Origin of the sequence: Synechococcus sp. CCY 0621, assembly GCF_019038465.1 — a bacterium.
In the GTDB taxonomy this organism is placed as follows: Bacteria; Cyanobacteriota; Cyanobacteriia; order PCC-6307; family Cyanobiaceae; genus Cyanobium.
The window spans coordinates 385,533-403,233 of record NZ_JAFKRH010000031.1 but is presented as its reverse complement, the minus strand read 5'-3'; the positions used below and the strand labels follow the sequence as shown (position 1 = coordinate 403,233).

The following is a 17,701-nucleotide window of genomic DNA, read 5'->3' as shown; positions in this document are numbered from 1 at the left end:
TGGCCTGGCGTCCTGATGCGCCAGGACGCCATTCCTGCGCGGAGACCATGGCCTGGTAGCTCTCTTGACCTGCCAGTGGCCCAGCCCGCGCCCCTTTCGCCGTAGACATCCAACCGTGCCTTTGCTGGGCCGGATGGGAGCCCGTAACCGATGTCACATCAGACTGTGTGAAAGCAACGACCTCGCTTTCCGGCCCTGGCTAGGGGTAGGTGTGCGATCCCAGCCAACCCCGTGAAAGAGCTCACCAGCGCCATCAACCAACATCTGGCCGCTGAGTTTCAGGCCGGCCACACCTATCTGGCCATGTCGATCTGGCTGCGGGAGAAGGATCTGGCGGGATTTTCCACCTACATGCACGACAAGAGCCAGGAGGAGCGCGACCATGCGGCCCGCATGATCGCCTACCTGGTGGACAGCGACGAACAGGTGGAATTGCCCACGATCGACGCCCCGGAACGCAGCTGGCCCTCGGTGCAGACCCTGTTCGACCAGGTCTATGACATGGAAAAGGGGGTCACCGCCTCGATCAACCGGCTCTACGCCATGGCCGAAACCGTTGGTGAGCGCAGCGCCACCGCCATGCTCGATTGGTTCGTGGCCGAGCAGCTCCAGGAGGAAGCCGAAGCCCGCTTCGTGCGCAAGCGCCTGCGCCTGGCCGGCGACAACAGCGCCGCCCTGCTGCTGCTGGATCAGCAGTTCCTGGAGGGGACCGCCCTGACCCACGTCAAGGGCGGTCTCAGTGGCACCAGGGGGGCCTGAAGCGCTGGTGCCGTCGTCATCCCTTTCCCCGTCCTGCCACGGCTCCCCGGTGCACGGCTCCCAGGTGCAGGGTGGCCAAAGCCATGGCCCGGGCTTTCAGCTGGCCCTGGTGGGGATGCCCAACACCGGCAAATCGACGCTCTTCAACCGACTCACCGGCGGCCATGCGCAGATCGCCAACTGGCCTGGCCTGACGGTGGAGCTGCAACGGGGTCCCCTGCCGGACGACGGCCACGGCAGCACCTACGAACTGGTGGATCTGCCGGGGATCCACGACCTCAGCGGCAGCAGTGAGGACGAGGCCGTGGTGCAGCGCTTCCTGCGCGACACCCCGCCCGATCTGCTGGTTGTGGTTCTCAATGCCAGCCAGATCAACAGCCAGTTGCGGCTGCTGCTGCAGCTGCGGCAGCTGGGTCTGCCGCTGATGGCGGCGCTCAACATGAGCGATGAGGCCGGGCGATTCGGTATCACGATCGACCATCAGGGGTTGTCCCAGGCCCTTGGCCTGCCGGTGCTGCCGGTGAGCGCCAAGCGGAACGAGGGAATCGCCGAATTGCTCGACGAGCTGCACCAATGGGGAGAAGGGCCGAGAGGTTCCGAGGTGGCCCTGCCAGGCTCTCCGCAGCCGCAGGTTCCGGTGCCGGAGGGGTGGCAGCAGGAGCTGGTGACCCGCTTTGTGACCATGCCGGAAGGGTTGCTCCATCACCGCACCCGGCTGATGGATCGGCTGCTGCTCCATCCACTGCTGGGGCTGGGGATCTTCCTGGTGATGGTCCTGGTGGTGTTCCAGCTGCTCTACGCCGTGACCACACCCCTGCAGGACCTGCTGGGAAGCGCTCTCGACTGGATCCAGATGCGCTGGTTGGTGCCGGGTCTGCAGAGCCTGGGCTGTCCTGACGGGCTGCAGCGCTTCCTGGTGGATGGCCTCTGGCTGGGCGTTGGCACGGTGGCCACGTTCCTGCCGCTGATCTTCGTCTTTTATGTGCTGATCGCCAGCATCGAAGACTCGGGCTATCTGCCGAGGGCTGCCTTTCTGATGGATGGGTTCATGCACTGGCTGGGGCTGGATGGCCGGGCCTTCGTGTTGCAGGTGATGGGCTTCGGCTGCAACGTGCCCTCCATCCTGGGTACCCGGGTGATCCGGGATCGGGGCATGCGCCTGCTGGCCATGCTGTGCATTCCCTTTGCCCTCTGCCAGGCCAGGCTGACGGTGTTCATCTTCATGGCCGGGGTGTTCTTCCCCAGGCCCTGGTGGGCGCCCGGACTGGTGTTGTTCAGCTTCTACCTGCTGAGTTTTGTGGCCGCCGTGATCACGGGCCTGGTGTTCAAGCGGACCTACCCCAGTGATGGGGCCTTCGTGCTGGAACTTCCGCCCTATCGGGCCCCCAGCCTGACCACGATCCTGCGCCGTGGCTGGTCGTCGATGCTGAATTTCATGGTCACCACGCGGGTGTTCATCCTCGTGGGTGCAGCGGCCATCTGGCTGCTCACCAACCTGCCCCCAGGGGCAACGGAGGCTTCCGGCACGTCGCTGGCGGCGGGGATCGGCCGGTTCTTCCAGCCGTTGCTGGGGCCGATCGGCATGAACCCCGAGCTCACCGTGTCCCTTTTCTTCGGCTTCATTGCCAAGGAAATCCTGCTGGGGGCGATGGCGGTGATCTATGGCACCACCGCTTCCGGCCTCGGTGCTGCGATCCAGACCGCGATCACGCCGCTGCAGTCGCTCAGCTTCATGACCTTCGTGCTTATCTACACCCCCTGCCTGGGAACCGTGGCGGTCCAGCTCCAGGAGTCCAAGAGCCGCTCGTTCGCTTTGTTGTCTCTGGGCTGGTCGCTGTCGCTCGCCTGGGTAATGGCCTTTGTCGTGTATCAGGGGGGTGGCTGGATCCTGTCCCTGCGCTGATCGGCAACGCCTGCCGCTCAGCCAGGGGGGATCAAGGTCACCTCCATCTCGGCGGCCTGTTCGCCGCGAAGCATGAATTCCATCAGGCCACTGGCAAGGTGCAGCAGGCCGCCAGGTTTCCCCCGCCGCAGCACCTCAATCTCCACCCCCGGACTGATCCCCATTGCCAACAGGCGCCGTTGTAATTCCGGATGCAGGGGCAAACAATTGACCCAGACACGTGCCCCCTCCGGAACCTGACTGAGAGGCATCAAACCCCTGTTCTCCAATCCATCAACCTAGGACAGATTCACGCGAGCTCCGATCGGAGAACTCCCTGCCTGCAGGTCCGCCACCCCGATCCCACACCCCGGGCAGGGCCGCATCGGATAGGTGTTGAAGGGAAAGCGGGGGGGCTGGAAGGGTTCGATGCCCTGGCGACGATCAAAACGCACCATCCCGATGGTGCCGTTGGTGGCCACCACCAGTGCTGTGCGCCCCAGCCGGCGCTGGCTGCGGGCCCAGCTGCCGGTGTTGTAGTAGGTGATGTGGCAGGGCCCACCAGCTTCTTTGCTCGGTCCCGGCAGACCCAGGGGCGTGGCTTCGGGGATGTGGGTGTGGCCGTTGATCAACCCGTCGAGGGGCTGCGGGCCCCGCCCTTCCCGCTGCAGGTGTTGGACAATCCCGCGCTTGATCAGCCGGTCGTGCCCCGTGCGGCTTTTGAGGGCGCTCTCAAGCACGAAGGCCAGGGAGAAGCCGCCGGAGGAATTGAGCCCCCGGCTGATCGGGATCGGCCATTCCCGGTGGCTGGCCAGCAGATCGACGGCGTTCTGCAGGATTCCCTCCGCGTTCCAGCTGGCCGGCAGAGGCCCGTTGGCCGGCCGTGTGAACAGGGACAGGAGGCCATTGATGCCGGCGCTGTAATGCTCCTGCAGCCGGGCCAGGCCCTCGGCCGCACCGGTGTGGAAGCGGATCAGCCGGTCGTACTCATCGCCGTGGCGCACCAGCAGCCTCTGGCCGGTGGGCGTGCAGTACACGTCCTGACGGCGGATGGCGAAGCCGGGCCTCTCCAGGCCGGCGTGGCGGCGCAGGTAGGCGTCGTGGTTGCCAGGGATGTAGGTGATCGTCACCCCGTCCCGGTGCAGGCCCTGGAACCGTTCCAGCACCCGCCGGTGTGAGGCCCGAAGCAGCTGGGCCTTGAGCAGGGTCTCGTTGGTGAGGGGATCGGATCGTCCTCCCGGGCCAGGAGGGAATCAATCAGGTCGGTGAGAAAGTCGGCATCGACGTTGGCGTTGAAGCGAATCGCCTGCAGATCGATGATGTCGCCGACAAGAAACAGTTGCCTGGGCCGGATGCACTCCAGGAACGCGGCCAGGTGGCCGGCTTCGCACTGATTGGAGCCCAGATGCAGGTCCGAGATGAACAGGGCTTCGCAGCTGAGCACAACCTTCAAGCAGGTGGATCGGCACCCATCGACTGGGCGCGCTCAGGCCTGTAGCTCCGCCATGGTGACACGATCCAGGCGTGGATCACGGCGGGGTCAGCATCAGAAAGGCAGGCCCAATCCTGTCCTCTGTGCATCGTTCTGCTGCAGGCCGTCCCCTCAGGCGCGTCCGTGCTCTGCCGCACCATCCCTGGTACGCGGCAACACCACCCCATGGTCAGCCGGCCTGTTGCCAGAGCCGCAGCAGCTCTTCCCGTTCCTGGGGCGCGGGGGGCGGCAGGCGCTTCACGCCACTGGCGGCCGGGCTGCCGCCGCCGCCGTCGGCGCCGCGGAACCCCAGGCGCCTGAGCACGGCCTGGCCCTCCCGGGAGAGCAGGAACGCCACGAATCGCTCGCCGTCCTGGTTGCCGCCGGCCGACTCCCCCCGCAGCACGGCCGCCGCCAGCACCGTCTCGATGGTGGGATCAGGAACCAGAAGCACATAGCCCCCCGGCCGCTGGCGGCCGGCCTCCTGCTGCCGGGTCAGGGCCGAGGCCTCGTACACCAGCGCCAGGTCACCCTCGTTGGGGCCGCCGCTGATGAATTCCTGCAGAAGGATGTCGGTGGAGCGGGCCGGCCGGTAGACGGCGCGGCGAAGGGCAGCAGCACAGCCGGAGCTGTTCTGACCCTGGCACCAGAGAGCCAGGGTCAGTTGGCCGGAGTTGGAGCGCATCGGATCGGCGCTGCGCAGATCGACGCTGCCCCAGCTCGCCGGAGCTCCCAGGGCCCCCCACTGGCCCGCCGCCGTGGCGCGCCTCAGCTGGGCCCAGGAGAAGCGGCCGTCCGGGAACAGGCGCTTGGCCCGCTCCGGCCAGGCCACCGCCACCAACAGGGTGCGGGCCACTGGGACGGGGGGTTGCAGGAACGGGGTGGGCATCCCCTGGGCCTGGAGATCGCCGGCCAGCTGGTTGAGCAGGTCCCGGTTGGCGGGGATCAGCACCCGCGGACGCTCCGGCCCCTCCTCCCGGGCACGGTTGACCATGTCCTGGGAGCCCTGCACCTTCCAGGTCAGGTCGATGCCGCCGTGGCGGCGCTCGAACAGGGGTTCGACATCCACCATGGCGCCGGCCAGCTCCGATCCCACCGCCACCAGCAACGGCCGCCGCAGCCCGGGTAGGGGCGCCGTGGCCAGGGCCAGGGAGGCGCCGGCGATCAACAGGGACAGCAGGCGCCTGCGGCTCAGGGTCGCTTCCAAGGGGGGCGGTCCGGGTGCCAGGCAGTCTGATGGCGGCGGCGGCAGCCGCCATCGGCACGCTGAAGCCACCGGCCCTTGCCAGCAGAATGACGGCACCTTTCCGTCCCGCTCCATGGCACGGGCCCTGCGGTTGGCCGCCCTCACCACCGCACTCCTCGGCCTGCCGATTGGCGGCTGCAACCTTGGGGCCCCGCCGCCCCTGGAGCTGGAGATGCTGGTCGGCAGCGCCCTGAAGGGCTTCTGTCACGAGGCCGCCAAGGCCATCGCCCAGTCACCGCCACGGCTGGCTGATCGCACCCCGGTGCTGCTGCGCTGCCGGGCTGCCGGCAGTGGCGATGTGGTCAGTGAGATGGAGACCCATGCCCGAGGGGTGCTCCAAGGCGGCCAGGCGGCCGAGGATCCCCGCATCCCCACCCTGGTGTCGGTGGACGGCGAGATCTATCTCGATCTGCTGCGGCACCGCCTGCAGCGCCTGGCGCCCACCCGTGATCTGATCCCGCCGCCGGCCGATGCGCCGGCCCTGGCCTCCAGTCCGATGGTGTTCATGACCACCCCGTCGCTGGCGAAGGGCCTCGACCGAGCCGATCCCTTCACCGCCCTGTCCCGCAGCAGCGACCACCGCCAGCTGGATCCGGCCGGCCCCTCCCAGCCGATCCGCTATGTCCACACCGCCCCGACCCGCTCCAATTCGGGCCTGCAGACCCTGGTGGCGATGGTGGCCGAGGTGGCCGCCAAGCGACCCGAAGCTCTCACCCTGGCGGATGTGCAGTCCCACGGCGCCAAGGTGGCAGCGATCGAGCGCCATGTGACCCGCTACGGCAGCTCCACCGACGAACTCGCCCGAGCGATGCAGCGCAACGGCCCCTTCTGGGCCTCGGTGGGTTCGGTCTATGAGTCGTCGGTGGTGGCGGTCAACGCCTCCCGCCAGGCCGATCAGGAACCCCTCAAAGCGGTGTACCCCAGGGCCACCTACGCCAGCACGATGCGGGCGATCCTGCCGGAGGCCCCCTGGGTGTCACCACAGGAGAAGCAGGCGGCCCTGCTGCTCATCGAGCGCCTCCAGAGCGAGGACCTGCAGCGCCTGGCGGCCGATCAGGGGCTGCGGCCGGCCAACCCGGCGGTGCCGCCCAGCCGCGTCACGGCGGCCTACGGCGCCGACCCCCGGGCCGTCTACGACTCCCTGCGGGCGCCGAAACCGGAGGTGGTGGAGGCGATCATCGCCCTGTGGCGCAACCAGGCCAAGAAGCCCTCCCGGGTGGCCCTGGTGGTGGACAGTTCCGGTTCGATGAAGGGGGAGAAGCTGCCGGCGGCCCAGCGCAGCCTGCAGGCCTACCTGGCCCAGATCGGTCCGCGGGACAGCGTGGGCCTGTTCGATTTCGACAACCGGCTGCGGCCGCCGGTGGTGGTGACCGGGGCTGGTGTGGGAGGGGGTTCCGGAGCTGCAGCCGGCGGGGTAGCGGGCGCCCTTTTCATTGCCTCGCTGGAGGCGGAGGGCGGCACCGTCCTTTACGACGCCATCCAGCAGGGCCGCGACTGGCTGCGGTCCACCCGGCGCCCGGGCGAGATCCTGGCGGTGGTGGTGCTCACCGATGGCCAGGACAACGGTTCGCGTCTGTCCCTGGAGGGTCTGGGCCGCGAATTGCAACGCAGTGGCTTCGCCAGTGATGAGCGCATCGGCGTGTTCACGATGGGCTACGGCAACCAGGGGGATTTCGATCCCGCTGTGCTGAGGCGCATCGCCGAGAGCAACGGCGGCGATTTCACCACCGGCACGGCGGACAGCATCCGGCGCCGCATGGAAGATCTGCAGATGGCCTTCTGATGGCGGCATCGGGCTGGACCAACCCCCTCGACCATCCCCTGGCAATGGCTGCCGGCGGCGTCTGCCTGCTGCTGCTGGTGCGTGGCGCCGGGGTGGCCCTTCCCCTGGCGATCCTGCCGGCCGTTGGCCTCAGCGTGGCCGGCGCGGCACTGCTGGCCCGTGGTGGGGCGGCCGGCCGCCGCAGCCGCAGCCAGCGCCTGCACGCCCAGCGGCTCGATGCGGGCCTGGAGGAGGCCCTGGACCGGGCCAGCGGCCTGGCGGTGGCGGCGATGGCGCTGCGGGAGGAGGCCGTGGCCCGCTTCACGGACCCGGGCCATCTGGAGGCCCTGGGCAGTGTCCAGCTCTGCTGTGAGCGGCTGCAGCAATTGCCGGAGCGGCTGCAGGAACGGCGGCCCCTGCTGGAGTCGGGCGGGGGACGGCGCCTCGATCCCGACGATCTGGCCCGCCGCCTGGCGCGGGAGGAGAAATCCCTGCAGCGCGAGGCGGAGGGTCCCCTGCGTCAGGAGCGGCGGCGGCTGGTGGACCAGCTGCGCCGCAACCTGCATGCGGCGCGCCAGGGGATGGATGAACGGGAGGCCCGACTGCTGGCCCTGGCCACCCGGCTGGAGGCCATTGACGGCGGCCTGCAGCAGTTGCGCCGTCAGGTCGATCACCAGTGGCCCAGCACCGAAGCCAGCGATGCGGCCATGGCGACGGCGATCGAGCCGCTCGATGAGGCGATCGATCAGATCGAGCGCTCCCTCGACGCCGGCACTGCCTGAGGGCCCAGCAGGGGTCCGCCCCCCAGACGCCGGATCGCCACCACCCCGGGGCGGGGGGCCCGGCCGGGGACGCCGGAGGGCCAGTTGGAGCCCAGCGGCACCCAGCGCAGCTGCTCGAACGGGCGCCCGGAGCGATCCACCAGCCGGTGGGCCTGGGCCTCACGGGCCTCCGCAGAAGGGCGGGTGCCGTTGTCCTCGCCGGGGTGCTGCACCGCCAGGAACAGGGTGGCTTCGCCGCCGTCGAAGCAGGGGCCGGTGAGCTCGCACTCCATCGGTCCGGTGGCGAAGCAGAAGGCCTCGCCGGCGTGGGGGCCACGGGTGAGCAGCACCCAGCAGCTGTTGTTGCCGAACAGATCGAGATCCGCCGATTTCGTCGAGCGGTCGGTCACCATCCAGATGGTTCCCTGCCGGTCGATGGCGAGGTTGTCGGGATTGGCGAAGCCCATCCCCCCCTGCCACGGGGCCCCGCCGGTGGCCACCAGCCGCCAGCGGAAGGATCCGCCCCGGGCCGGACCGTCGTCGGCCAGGCGCATGATCCAGCCGTAGGGCCAGGAGGACTGGCCTTTGGGCCCACGGAAGATGGCCGGGTCGGCCCGGCCGTCATCGCTGCCGCCCCCGGCGGTGAAGGCGATCAGCAGGTCGCCGCTGAGCGGATCGATCACCGTGTCCTCGGGCCGGGCCGCGGGGGTGGCCCCGATGGCACAGGCGGCCAGGTGGGCATCGATCAGGATCGCCCCCATCCGCTCCTCCCCCTCGCCGGGGTAGAGGTCCGCCAGGGTGGCGAACCGGCGCCGGTAGGCGGCCACAGCCGCGTCGTTGGCGAAGGTTTCGGCCCCGGGCCTGCTCCGGTCGCTATGGGGCAACAGGATCGCCTGCTCCACGCCGTGGCGGGCGAAATGGCCGGGGGTGAGTGGTGCTACCGGGCTGGTGGGCTCCAGGGGCAGCCAGCGGCCCCGAGCCTCGCCGCCGTCCGGGCCGGCTGGATCGAAACGGGCCACCTCGAGCCGGCCGGCGCTGAACAGCTCTGAGTTGGCCGGGTCGGCCGGATCGCGGATCGGCGCGTCGCTGACGAAGCGGTAGAGGTGGCCGCCATGGCGGTCGCAGCCGGAATAGACCACCAGGGGTTGGCCGGCGACGGCCTTCACCGCCACCGCCTCGTGGCGGAAGCGGCCCAGCCAGCTGTGCTTCACGGCGGGGCGTTCGGGCCGGCGCGGGTCGAGCTCCACCATCCAGCCGTACTTGTTGCCCGCCAGGCCGAAGGGGTTGCCGAGGCCGTCGAGGCGCTGGCCGTCGTAGGCGAAGGGACGGGCGGCGGGGGAGACGGAGGAGCCGTCGGCGTGCACCGCCTCGGGCACCTGGCTCTGCATGTTCTCCTCGGCGCTCAGCACGGTGCCCCAGGGGGTCTCGCCGCCGGCGCAGTTGGCGAAGCTGCCGATGATCGCGTCCCCCAGCCCGTCGTCGTAGCCGAGCCGCTGGCGGCGCCGGAACACGGCCGCCGCCGGCCCGGAGGTGCGGAGGCGCTGGGCGGGGTCGCGCCAGCCGCTCAGGCCGGTGATGCGCCGATCGAAGCGGCCGGGTACGCGCCGCCAGGGGCCGCCCGGCTGCCGCTCCAGCTCGATCACGCCCACACCCAGGTCGGCCATGGCCGCTTCCGCCAGCTGGCGGATGGTCTCCAGCAGCGGGTCGTCCGCCGCCAGGCTGGCGGCATCCACCCGGCCGCCCCGGGCAGCCAGGGCTTCGATCACGGCGTCGAACGGCAGCTCCCCGCCCACCGCTTCGGCGTAGCCCTGCCGCCAGGCCCGGGCGCTGATGTACTCGAAGTTCACCGTCAGCAGGGCCCGATCCGGGGCCAGGGCCAGGAAGGAGAGGTGGTCGTTGTTGAAGCCGAAGCGACCTTCGGCCAGCGGATCCCCCCAGACCGCCAGCAGATCGGCCCGGAAGCCGTCCGGCAGGACCAGCCGGTCCTCCAGTGCGATGCGGGCATAACGGCGCCGCTGCTCCGCCGCGTCGAGCCCGTCGCTGGGCACCGGCAGGGGGGTGGGCACGGTCGGGAAGGAGCTCTCACCCTGTCTGGGACCTGCTGACCGCCCCGCCGCCGCCGAACCCGCTGCCGCCGAGGGCAGGGCTGCTTGGGCGAAGGAGCAGGCGCCGATGCCGAGCAGGGAGAGCAGATCGCGGCGGTTCATCGGGTCGGGGGGCAGGGATTGCTGCGGTGCGGGGCCAGCAGGGCCAGGTGGTTGTCCTGAAGGGCGCTGAAGTTGTCGTCCGAGGCCACCAGCAGGCTGGGGCGGCCATCGGCCTGGACAGGCCCCGGGGTCAGGGCCTCCCAGTTGTCGGCCGGCAGGCCGGCCGCGATCAGATCCCACTGGTGGATCGGCTCCAGCACCGCCGCGGGATCGGCCCCTTCCCTAGGCAGCGGGTAGTGGGCCAGGAGCACCTGCCAGCGGGCGGGGGCCTGGAAGCGCCGCAGCAGGGCCAGCAGGCCAGGCGCGGGGCCGGCGGCGTCGACCACCAGCAGATCGGTCAGTCCCCAGCCCTCGCCGGCGGGGATGGCCAGCCGGGCCAGGGGATGGGCCTTCGGCCCGGCGGGCTCCAGCGACCAGCCCAGCAGCCGCACATGCCCCGGTGGATCCTGCAGCAGGGGCCTTTCCGCGGCCATCAGCAGCACATCCGTCTGCCTCGGGCGGCGCAGCAGGGCCAGGGACTCGGGCCCCTGGTTGGCCTCGAGGCCGCGCCCCGGGGCCGGCTGCCAGTCGGCGGGCAGGGGGTAGGAGCGCTGCAGCAGGCCGCTGCTCTGATCGAAGGTCAGCAGCTGGGCCGCCCGGGCGGCGCTGCGGCGCCCCTCGCTGGCCACCCAGAGCCGCTCGCCGATCACCACCAGCCCTTCGGCGTCGATCTCCGCCGGCAGCGGGGCCTGGGGCGATCCCTGCAGCTCCAGCCGGAACACCGGCCGCAGCGGCACCCGCCCGAGCTGCCGCACGCCGCTCCAGGCGTCCACGCGGCCCCGGGGGGCATCGCTGAGCAGCAGCAGGACATCGCTCTCACTCCGGTAGCTGGCGGCGGAGTAGCCGCCCAGGGGCGATCCGTCCGCCCCGCGGCGCGGGAGGCGGGCGCCCGCCACCAGCTCCCAGCCCGCCTCGGCCGGGCAGGGCAGCAGGGGCGGCGGCGGGGGGAGGGGCGAGGAGGCGGCGATCAGGGGCACGACCATGGGGGGAATTCTCCCGTCGCAGGGGGGCGGCGGCGGCATCCGGCGACACGCGGGTTCGGTACGGGTAGGGTCAAGGCAGCCCCGGGGGATGTGTGATGCGATCCCCATCGGGTGTCCAGCCGCCGGCCGGCGGTCTCGCGGAAGAGTCGGGCCGGCGCCTGGCGGTGCTGATCGACGCCGACAACGCCCGGGCGGCGGTGATCGAGGCGGTGCTGGAGGAGGTGGCCCGCTTCGGTGAGGCGATCGTGCGGCGCATCTACGGCGATTTCACCTCCAGCCAGAGCGCCTCCTGGAAGGCGCTGCTGAACAAGTTCTCGATCAAGCCGATGCAGCAGTTCGCCTACACCGTGGGCAAGAACGCCACCGACAGCACGATGATCATCGATGCGATGGATCTGCTCTACACCCGGCGTTTCGATGGCTTCTGCCTGGTAACCAGCGACAGCGATTTCACCGGCCTGGCGGTGCGTCTGCGGGAGGAGGGTCTGCTGGTGTATGGCTTCGGCGAGGAGAAGACTCCCGCGGCGTTCCGCAACGCCTGCCACAAGTTCCTGTTCACCGAGGTGCTGCGCACCGCCTCCCGCCAGGGGGACGCCGGCGCCGAGGTCGGGGAGGCCCGCCGTGCACGGGACGCCGAGCCTCCCGCCAGCGCCCATCCGGTCATCCCGGCCGACTTCCTGATGGAGGCGCTGGATCGCTCGGTGGACGAATCGGGCTGGACCCAGCTGGGTACCTTCGGCAGCTACCTGCAGAAGATCCAGCCCGACTTCGACACCCGGCTCTACGGTTTCCGCAAGCTCTCCGATCTGGTGCGCGGCTGTCCGTCCCTGTTCGTGATGGAGGAGCGGGAGGCCCCGAGCGGTAACCGGACCATCGTCTACGTGCGGGCCCAGGAGGACGACTGAGGTCGGCAGACTGGTTCCTGTCCGCTGCGGCCCCACCCCTGCCATGACCCTGCAGCGCCTGGGGGCCTTCAGTGACGGCGACCGGGGCGGCAACCCGGCAGGTGTCGTCATCGCTGATCCGTTGCCGTCGGACAGCGCGATGCAGCGGATCGCCGCAGAGGTGGGCTACTCGGAAACGGTCTTCGCCGCCCCGCAGGGGGACGGCTGGCGGGTGCGCTACTTCTCCCCGACCGTCGAAGTGCCCTTCTGCGGCCACGCCACCGTCGCCCTCGGGGCCGCCCTGGCCGAGCGCTGCGGCGATGGGGTGTTCTCGCTGACGCTGAACCAGGCCGCGATCACGGTGGAGGGCCGGCGGCAGGGGGAGCGCTGGAGCGCCGCCCTGCAGTCGCCCCCAACCCGCAGTGCTCCGGTGACGCCGGAGCTGCTGGCGGCCGCCCTGGCGCTGTTCGGCTACGACCCCAGCGACCTGGATCCGGCCCTGCCCCCCGCCGTCGTCCACGGCGGTGCCGACCATCTGCTGCTGGCCCTGCGCCGCCGCGAGGACTTGGCCGCCATGCGCTATGCCATGGAGGACGGGGCCCGGCTGATGGCGGCGGCGGGCCTGCTGACCCTGCTCCTCGTCTGGGCCGAAGGTCCCCGGCTGTTCCACAGCCGCAACGCCTTCGCTGTCGGCGGTGTCTACGAGGATCCGGCCACCGGCGCCGCCACAGCGGCCCTGGCCGGCTATCTGCAGAGCCTCGACTGGCCCCACGGCGGCAGCATCGAGGTGCTGCAGGGGGAGGACATGGGCTGCCGCTCCCTGCTGCGCGCCGGGATTACGGCGGAGCCGGGGGGCTCGATCCGGGTGGCGGGGCAGGTGCGCCGGCTGGAGGCCTGAGTTCAGGAGGCCTTCTCCAGGCGCTTCACGATCCAGCCCATCAGCACCAGCGAACCCAGCAGCGTCACCAGCAGGGCGATCGTCATGGAAGCAGGTGCAGTTTCGTCGCATTATGGCCACAGGCTCCCCCGCCCCTGGCCCGACCTGTGACCCGGAACCCCGAGCTGGTCTTCGTCTACGGCACCCTCAAGCGCGGCCACGGCAACCACCACTGGCTGGCTGAGGCGCCATTCCTCGGGGAGGCCGTTCTGCCGGATGTCGTGCTGCACGACCTGGGCCCTTTCCCGATGGCCGTGCCCGGGCAGGGGCTGGTGCGGGGTGAGGTGTATGGCGTGGATGCCGCCGGCCTGGCCAGGCTCGATCGGCTGGAGGGCCACCCCCGCCTCTATGACCGCCGGCCCCTGCCCTTGGCCGATGGCCGCCGCGCCTGGGTCTACCTGGGCCGGCCCCACCAGGTGCGCCACGTGTCCGCCATCGCCGACGGTTGCTGGCGGGGTCCCGCGCCAGGTGCGGCCGTGCGCCGCAGCCAGCTGGGCCTGGCCGTGGTGCTGGCCCTGGTCGGGGCCGCGCTGCTGGCGGCCGCTCTCACCCCCTCCGCCCTGGCCCTCGACACCCTCGCCACCTGCAACGCCTGGCGCGGCAGCCACGGCAGCGCTCGCGCGCTGCTGGGCAACCGCCTCGGCGCCGCCCACTACCTCACCAAGACGCAGCGGCTGCAGGAGAGCCCTGCCGATGCGCCCGTGGCGCTCTACAGCGACAGCGACCTGCAGCGGGTCTGCGGGCGTTAGCCCGCCGCCACCAGCCAGCGGCCACCGGCCCCAAGCCCCAGTGCCAGCCAGCCCAGGGCCAGCCAGCCCCAGCGCAGGGGCTGCAGCAGTCGCCGCAGCAGCACCACCGAGCCCGCCACCCCCACCGCCAGCACCAGCGTCTGGCAGAAGGCGATCACGTGGCCGTCGGCGCTCCATCCGGGCAAGCGGGCGGCCAGCTGGGGCCACCAGGGGCTGGCGCTGACCGGCAGCACCAGCCCCGCTTCCGCCATGCCCAGCGGCAGATGGTCCACCAGCATCAGGGCCCACAGCAGCGGCAACAGGGCGTAGAGGGAGAGCCGCAAGCGGGAGGCGGCCTTCTCCGGACGGCGGCCCCATCCCCGCTGGTGCCGTACCAGCAGAAACACTCCGGCGGGCAGGGCCAGGGCCAGGGCCGCGAAGGCCAGCCGTGGCAGCAGGGGCCCCTCCTGCAGGTTCGCCGGAGCCAGGGCCACGCCACCCAGCAGCTTCTGCCAGTGGTGCAGGCACACCCCACCGGCCAGCACCAGGATCAGGCCCGCCTCCCCGGCGGGTGGGGCCATGTCCCGCTGCAGATCCGCGGCGGGAGGCCGCAGCCGCAGCTGCACCGAGCGATGGGGGCAGGCCTGGGCGCAGGTGAGGCAGAGCACGCAGTTGCGGTTGTCCTCCAGGTGGGCCGGATGGGTGCCCAGGGGACAGCCGGCCGTGGCCAGGCCTTCGCCTTCGGCCGGCCCCCCTTTGAAGCAGGCGTAGGAGGTGCAGCTGCCGCTGCAGATCCCCGCCTGGGCCCGCAACTCACTGACCGCCAGCTTGGCGAACAGGGCATTCATGCCTCCCACCGGGCAGAGATGGCGGCACCAGAAGCGCTTCTCGAAGCGCAGCGAGCCGATCACGGCACCAAGGGTGATCAGCAGCAGCAGGCAGCTGCTCAGCCAGGCCGTGTTTTCCAGGTTCCACACCGCCTCCCAGAGCAGGATCGCGGCGAAGCCGGCCGCCAGGATCGGCGCCGCCCAGGCATCGCTGTCGCCCCGGGGCCAGCGGGCGGGCTGCCAGCCCAGGACCCCGGCGATCCGCTGGCTGATCTCCCCCCAGACCATGAACGGGCAGAACGAGCACCACAGCCGGCCCACGACCGGGTACGTCAGCAGGATCAGCGGCCACCACCAGGCCCAGAACATGTTGAGGGCCCCGTTGTGCTGCCGGTCCTGGGGACCGAACCAGAGCCAGAGGTTGACCAGCACGAAGACCCAGCTCACCACGCCAAACAACAGGCCGTTCCAGAGCAGCGGTGACCGCATCACGTCCCGCAGCTGGGGTTTCCAGCGCCAGAGGTCGAAGCGGGCGCGCTGGGAACGGCGACCGGTCCAGAAGACCTCGTCGGGCAGGACGGCGGGCCGGTCGTCGGCGCACTGGCGCAGGGCCCGCTCGATCACCAGGGTGAGTTCGCGGATGTTGCCGGGGAAGTCGTAGGTCTGGAGCCGCTTGATCAGCCCCTCACTCACGGCGGGGGGCGTGGCCCAGCCCAGGCTGCGCGCCTTCTGGCGCACCCCGTAGCGCAACCATTCGCCCAGGTCCTGGCGACGCACCCGCAGGGGCGGCACCCGGATGTGGCGGCAGCAGGCATCGAAATCGGGCGCCGTGGTTTCGGCGGTGAGGAACACCCGCCCCGGGAACTGGTGTTCATGGCCGTCGTCGGGCGAGACCCAGCGACCGCTGCGGGCCAGCTCCAGCAGGGCCGGCCGCAGCTGGGGATCGGCTTTGTCGATCTGATCGAGCAACAGGCCGCCGGCGCCGAGGCAGTCGATCAGGGTGAGGCCATCGGCCCCGGCCGCGAACAGTTCCGCCCCGTCGGGCCGCAGCAGGGCGCCGTTGACCTGCACCAGCAGCTGATTGCGGGCCACGGATCCGAAGTGGATCAGGGCCGCGATGTTGTCCTTCTCCAGCCCCGGCTCACCGCTGATCAGCACGGGGCCGCCAGAGCCATCGGCGGCGGCCTCGCGGATCGCTTCCCGCAGCTTCTGGGCGTAGCGGCTGCTGCCGACGACCCCCCGCCGGACCCGGCCCAGCAGGTAAGGCGCCAGCCGCAGAAGACAGGCCCTGGCGCTCTCAGCCGCATCCGGCGGGGTGGACGTCATCGGGGTGTGCCGTGCTCCAGAGAGTCTGGGCGGAGAGAATGGCCCCGCTCCGTTTCTCCCTTCGATCACGCCATGTCCGTCATCCTCCACGGCGCCCCGCAGTCGAAAGCGTGAATGCTCCTGCCGCCGCTGCTTTCCCCTGGCGGGGCCACCGCCTGGAGCTGCTGGCGGAGAAGGCCGCCTGGGATCCGCAGCAGCGGCTGCTGCTGCTGGCAGATCTGCACCTGGGCAAGGCGGAATCCTTTCAGTGCCAGGGCATCCCGCTGCCCAGCGACGGTGATGCCGCCACCCTCAATGCCCTGCTGGCGGTGGCCCACCGGCTCCAGCCCCGCCAGGTGGTGGTGCTCGGCGACCTGATCCATAACCGCCTTGGCCTCACCGAGGAGCTGCGCCAGAAGCTGGCGGCCCTGCCCTCCCTGCTGGGCTGTCCCCTGCGGCTGATCGGCGGCAATCACGAACGGGGCAGCTGGCTGGAAGGCCTGGTCCAGGAGCCCTCCTTGACCATGGGCCCCCTGTGGCTGAGCCATGCCCCGGAGCCCACGGCCGGCCGGCTGAATGTCTGCGGCCACCGCCATCCGGTGGCCCTGGTGGGCCGTGGCGCCGACCGGTTGCGGTTGCCATGCTTCGCCTACGACCCTGCGCTGGAGCAGCTGGTGCTGCCGGCGTTCGGCGCCTTGACGGGGGGCCAGCCCTGCCCCCGGGGTGAGGCGCTCTGGCTCGTGGCGGACGGTGCCGTCATCGCCTGGAACCCTTCTCCCCAGCTCCGGAGAGCCCAGAGGGGGGCCGCCTGATCGGGGACGTTCAGCTTTCGGTGGCCAGGGCCCGCACCACGTCGCCGCGGGTGAGCACCCCCACCAGCGCCTCCTTGTCGTCGAGCACGAACAGGCGTTGGGTGCCACGGTCGTGCAGCTGGCGGGCGGCCTGGGGCAGGCTGGTGGATGAGGGGCAGCTGTGGGGCTTGGAGCCCATCACGTCCCCCACCGTGCTGCCCAGCACCTGGTGCACCTGCTTGTCCCAGTCGAGCGGGTTGCGCAGGTAGATGACGGCATCAAGCAGCATCACGTAGGGCCCGGCATCGAAGCCGCTCTCGCGCACCATCAGGTCCTGCTCGCTGAGTTCCCCCACCAGGGCTCCGAGCTCATCGAGCACCGGCAGGCCACTGATGTGGTGGTCGCTCATCAGCTGCACGGCCTCCTGCAGGGGCGTGGTGGTGGCGACACTCAGCACGGGGCTGGTCATCACTTCGGCCACGCTGCGCTCGACGACCATGCGGATCTCCTCGGTGATGGCATTCTGCTGCTGAACGGGACCCCTCCCCTGCGACGCCTCGCTGACCTGCTGACGCTTGCCCGGGCCGTGCTGGGGTTGCCGCTGCTGCTGGCCTTGGCCGGCGGCCAGCCCGCCCTGGCCTGGGGGCTGCTGCTGCTGGGCGGCCTGAGCGATTGGGCCGACGGCGCCCTGGCCCGCCGGGCCGGCGGTGGCTCGGTGTGGGGGGCCAGGCTTGATCCCCTTACCGACAAGATCCTGATCAGCGCCCCCCTGCTGTGGCTGGCCCACACCGGAGGCCTGCCCCTGTGGGCGGTATGGCTGCTGCTGGCCAGGGAGCTGCTGATCTCCGGCTGGCGGGCCGGCCAGGGCAGCGGCGGCCCCGCCTCCCTGGGGGGCAAGGCCAAGACGATCCTGCAGTTCCTTTCCCTGCTGCTGCTGCTCTGGCCGCCGTCCTGGGGCCTGGGTCAGGGCGCGCCGCTGGTGCGCCTGCTGCATGGCGCTGGCTGGTGGTTGTTCTGGCCGTCGCTGCTGCTGGCGCTCAGCTCGGCACTGGGGTACCTGCGGGCCGATGCGCGCCGCTGAGACGGGCGCATGTCGTCAGCGATGACAGCGAAGAGCAC

General features: G+C 70.8%; 17 protein-coding genes. 9 read left to right on the top strand and 8 right to left on the bottom strand.

All coding sequences use genetic code 11. The features are described 5' to 3' along the window. The first annotated feature begins 231 nt into the window (after nucleotides 1–231). Both KUG43_RS11250 and feoB read left to right on the top strand, forming a co-directional pair. Complete coding sequence (locus KUG43_RS11250; RefSeq protein ID WP_216908985.1) at nucleotides 232–759, top strand: ferritin; 528 nt, start codon at nucleotides 232–234, stop codon at nucleotides 757–759. Nucleotides 760–808: 49 nt separating this feature from the next. Continuing rightward, complete coding sequence (feoB, locus tag KUG43_RS11245) at nucleotides 809–2,662, top strand: ferrous iron transport protein B (protein ID WP_353618009.1); 1,854 nt, start codon at nucleotides 809–811, stop codon at nucleotides 2,660–2,662. 17 nt (nucleotides 2,663–2,679) lie between these two features. Here feoB and KUG43_RS11240 read toward each other — a convergent pair whose 3' ends face one another. The 4 genes from KUG43_RS11240 to KUG43_RS11225 all read right to left on the bottom strand — a co-directional run bounded on the left by KUG43_RS11240 (nucleotide 2,680) and on the right by KUG43_RS11225 (nucleotide 5,319). Continuing rightward, entirely contained in the window at nucleotides 2,680–2,913 is a 234-nt protein-coding gene (locus tag KUG43_RS11240; protein ID WP_216908984.1) for a FeoA family protein, read from the bottom strand. A gap of 27 nt (nucleotides 2,914–2,940) precedes the next feature. After that, a complete protein-coding gene (locus KUG43_RS11235; RefSeq protein ID WP_216908983.1) occupies nucleotides 2,941–3,807 on the bottom strand; it encodes a metallophosphoesterase family protein in 867 nt (288 codons plus the stop codon). Continuing rightward, a complete protein-coding gene (locus KUG43_RS11230) occupies nucleotides 3,768–4,094 on the bottom strand; it encodes a hypothetical protein (protein WP_216908982.1) in 327 nt (108 codons plus the stop codon). The genes KUG43_RS11235 and KUG43_RS11230 overlap by 40 nt, the downstream gene beginning before the upstream one ends. 208 nt (nucleotides 4,095–4,302) lie before the next feature. Then, the gene (locus KUG43_RS11225; RefSeq protein WP_216908981.1) at nucleotides 4,303–5,319 is read right to left on the bottom strand and encodes a substrate-binding domain-containing protein; all 1,017 of its coding nucleotides are present in this window, start codon (nucleotides 5,317–5,319) and stop codon (nucleotides 4,303–4,305) included. 112 nt (nucleotides 5,320–5,431) lie between these two features. On the opposite strand from KUG43_RS11225, the gene KUG43_RS11220 reads away from it, so the two are divergent. Beyond that, a complete protein-coding gene (locus tag KUG43_RS11220) occupies nucleotides 5,432–7,141 on the top strand; it encodes a VWA domain-containing protein (protein ID WP_216908979.1) in 1,710 nt (569 codons plus the stop codon). Beyond that, nucleotides 7,141–7,902 (top strand): hypothetical protein, encoded by a 762-nt coding sequence (locus KUG43_RS11215; RefSeq protein WP_216908977.1) that lies wholly within the window; start codon nucleotides 7,141–7,143, stop codon nucleotides 7,900–7,902. The genes KUG43_RS11220 and KUG43_RS11215 overlap by 1 nt, the downstream gene beginning before the upstream one ends. Here KUG43_RS11215 and KUG43_RS11210 read toward each other — a convergent pair. Together KUG43_RS11210 and KUG43_RS11205 are read right to left on the bottom strand one after the other, a co-directional pair. Next, entirely contained in the window at nucleotides 7,866–10,088 is a 2,223-nt protein-coding gene (locus tag KUG43_RS11210) for a PhoX family protein (RefSeq protein WP_216908975.1), read from the bottom strand. The genes KUG43_RS11215 and KUG43_RS11210 overlap by 37 nt on opposite strands. Beyond that, on the bottom strand, nucleotides 10,085–11,110 hold the full coding sequence (locus tag KUG43_RS11205) for an esterase-like activity of phytase family protein (RefSeq protein ID WP_216908973.1): 1,026 nt from the start codon (nucleotides 11,108–11,110) through the stop codon (nucleotides 10,085–10,087). The genes KUG43_RS11210 and KUG43_RS11205 overlap by 4 nt, the downstream gene beginning before the upstream one ends. A gap of 95 nt (nucleotides 11,111–11,205) precedes the next feature. Here KUG43_RS11205 and KUG43_RS11200 point away from each other — a divergent pair, with 95 nt between their 5' ends. The 3 genes from KUG43_RS11200 (at nucleotide 11,206) to KUG43_RS11190 (ending at nucleotide 13,680) form a co-directional block, all read left to right on the top strand. Further along, nucleotides 11,206–12,015, top strand: coding sequence for an NYN domain-containing protein (locus KUG43_RS11200; RefSeq protein ID WP_216908971.1), 810 nt, complete (start codon nucleotides 11,206–11,208; stop codon nucleotides 12,013–12,015). A gap of 43 nt (nucleotides 12,016–12,058) precedes the next feature. Continuing rightward, entirely contained in the window at nucleotides 12,059–12,892 is an 834-nt protein-coding gene (locus tag KUG43_RS11195) for a PhzF family phenazine biosynthesis protein (RefSeq protein ID WP_216908969.1), read from the top strand. 146 nt (nucleotides 12,893–13,038) lie between these two features. Next, a complete protein-coding gene (locus tag KUG43_RS11190) occupies nucleotides 13,039–13,680 on the top strand; it encodes a gamma-glutamylcyclotransferase family protein (protein WP_353618008.1) in 642 nt (213 codons plus the stop codon). Here KUG43_RS11190 and KUG43_RS11185 read toward each other — a convergent pair. Beyond that, on the bottom strand, nucleotides 13,677–15,812 hold the full coding sequence (locus tag KUG43_RS11185; RefSeq protein WP_216908967.1) for an AAA-type ATPase lid domain-containing protein: 2,136 nt from the start codon (nucleotides 15,810–15,812) through the stop codon (nucleotides 13,677–13,679). The two genes, KUG43_RS11190 and KUG43_RS11185, sit on opposite strands and share 4 nt — an antisense overlap. Before the next feature lie 110 nt (nucleotides 15,813–15,922). On the opposite strand from KUG43_RS11185, the gene pdeM reads away from it, so the two are divergent. Beyond that, nucleotides 15,923–16,603, top strand: coding sequence for a ligase-associated DNA damage response endonuclease PdeM (gene pdeM / locus KUG43_RS11180; protein ID WP_353618007.1), 681 nt, complete (start codon nucleotides 15,923–15,925; stop codon nucleotides 16,601–16,603). Between the two features lie 10 nt (nucleotides 16,604–16,613). On the opposite strand, the gene KUG43_RS11175 is transcribed toward pdeM, so the two are convergent. Further along, the gene (locus tag KUG43_RS11175; protein WP_216908963.1) at nucleotides 16,614–17,081 is read right to left on the bottom strand and encodes a CBS domain-containing protein; all 468 of its coding nucleotides are present in this window, start codon (nucleotides 17,079–17,081) and stop codon (nucleotides 16,614–16,616) included. A gap of 30 nt (nucleotides 17,082–17,111) precedes the next feature. Between KUG43_RS11175 and KUG43_RS11170 the strand changes: the two genes are divergently transcribed. Beyond that, nucleotides 17,112–17,663, top strand: a complete 552-nt coding sequence (locus tag KUG43_RS11170; protein WP_216909103.1) for a CDP-alcohol phosphatidyltransferase family protein — start codon at nucleotides 17,112–17,114, stop codon at nucleotides 17,661–17,663. The last annotated feature ends 38 nt before the right edge of the window (nucleotides 17,664–17,701 follow it).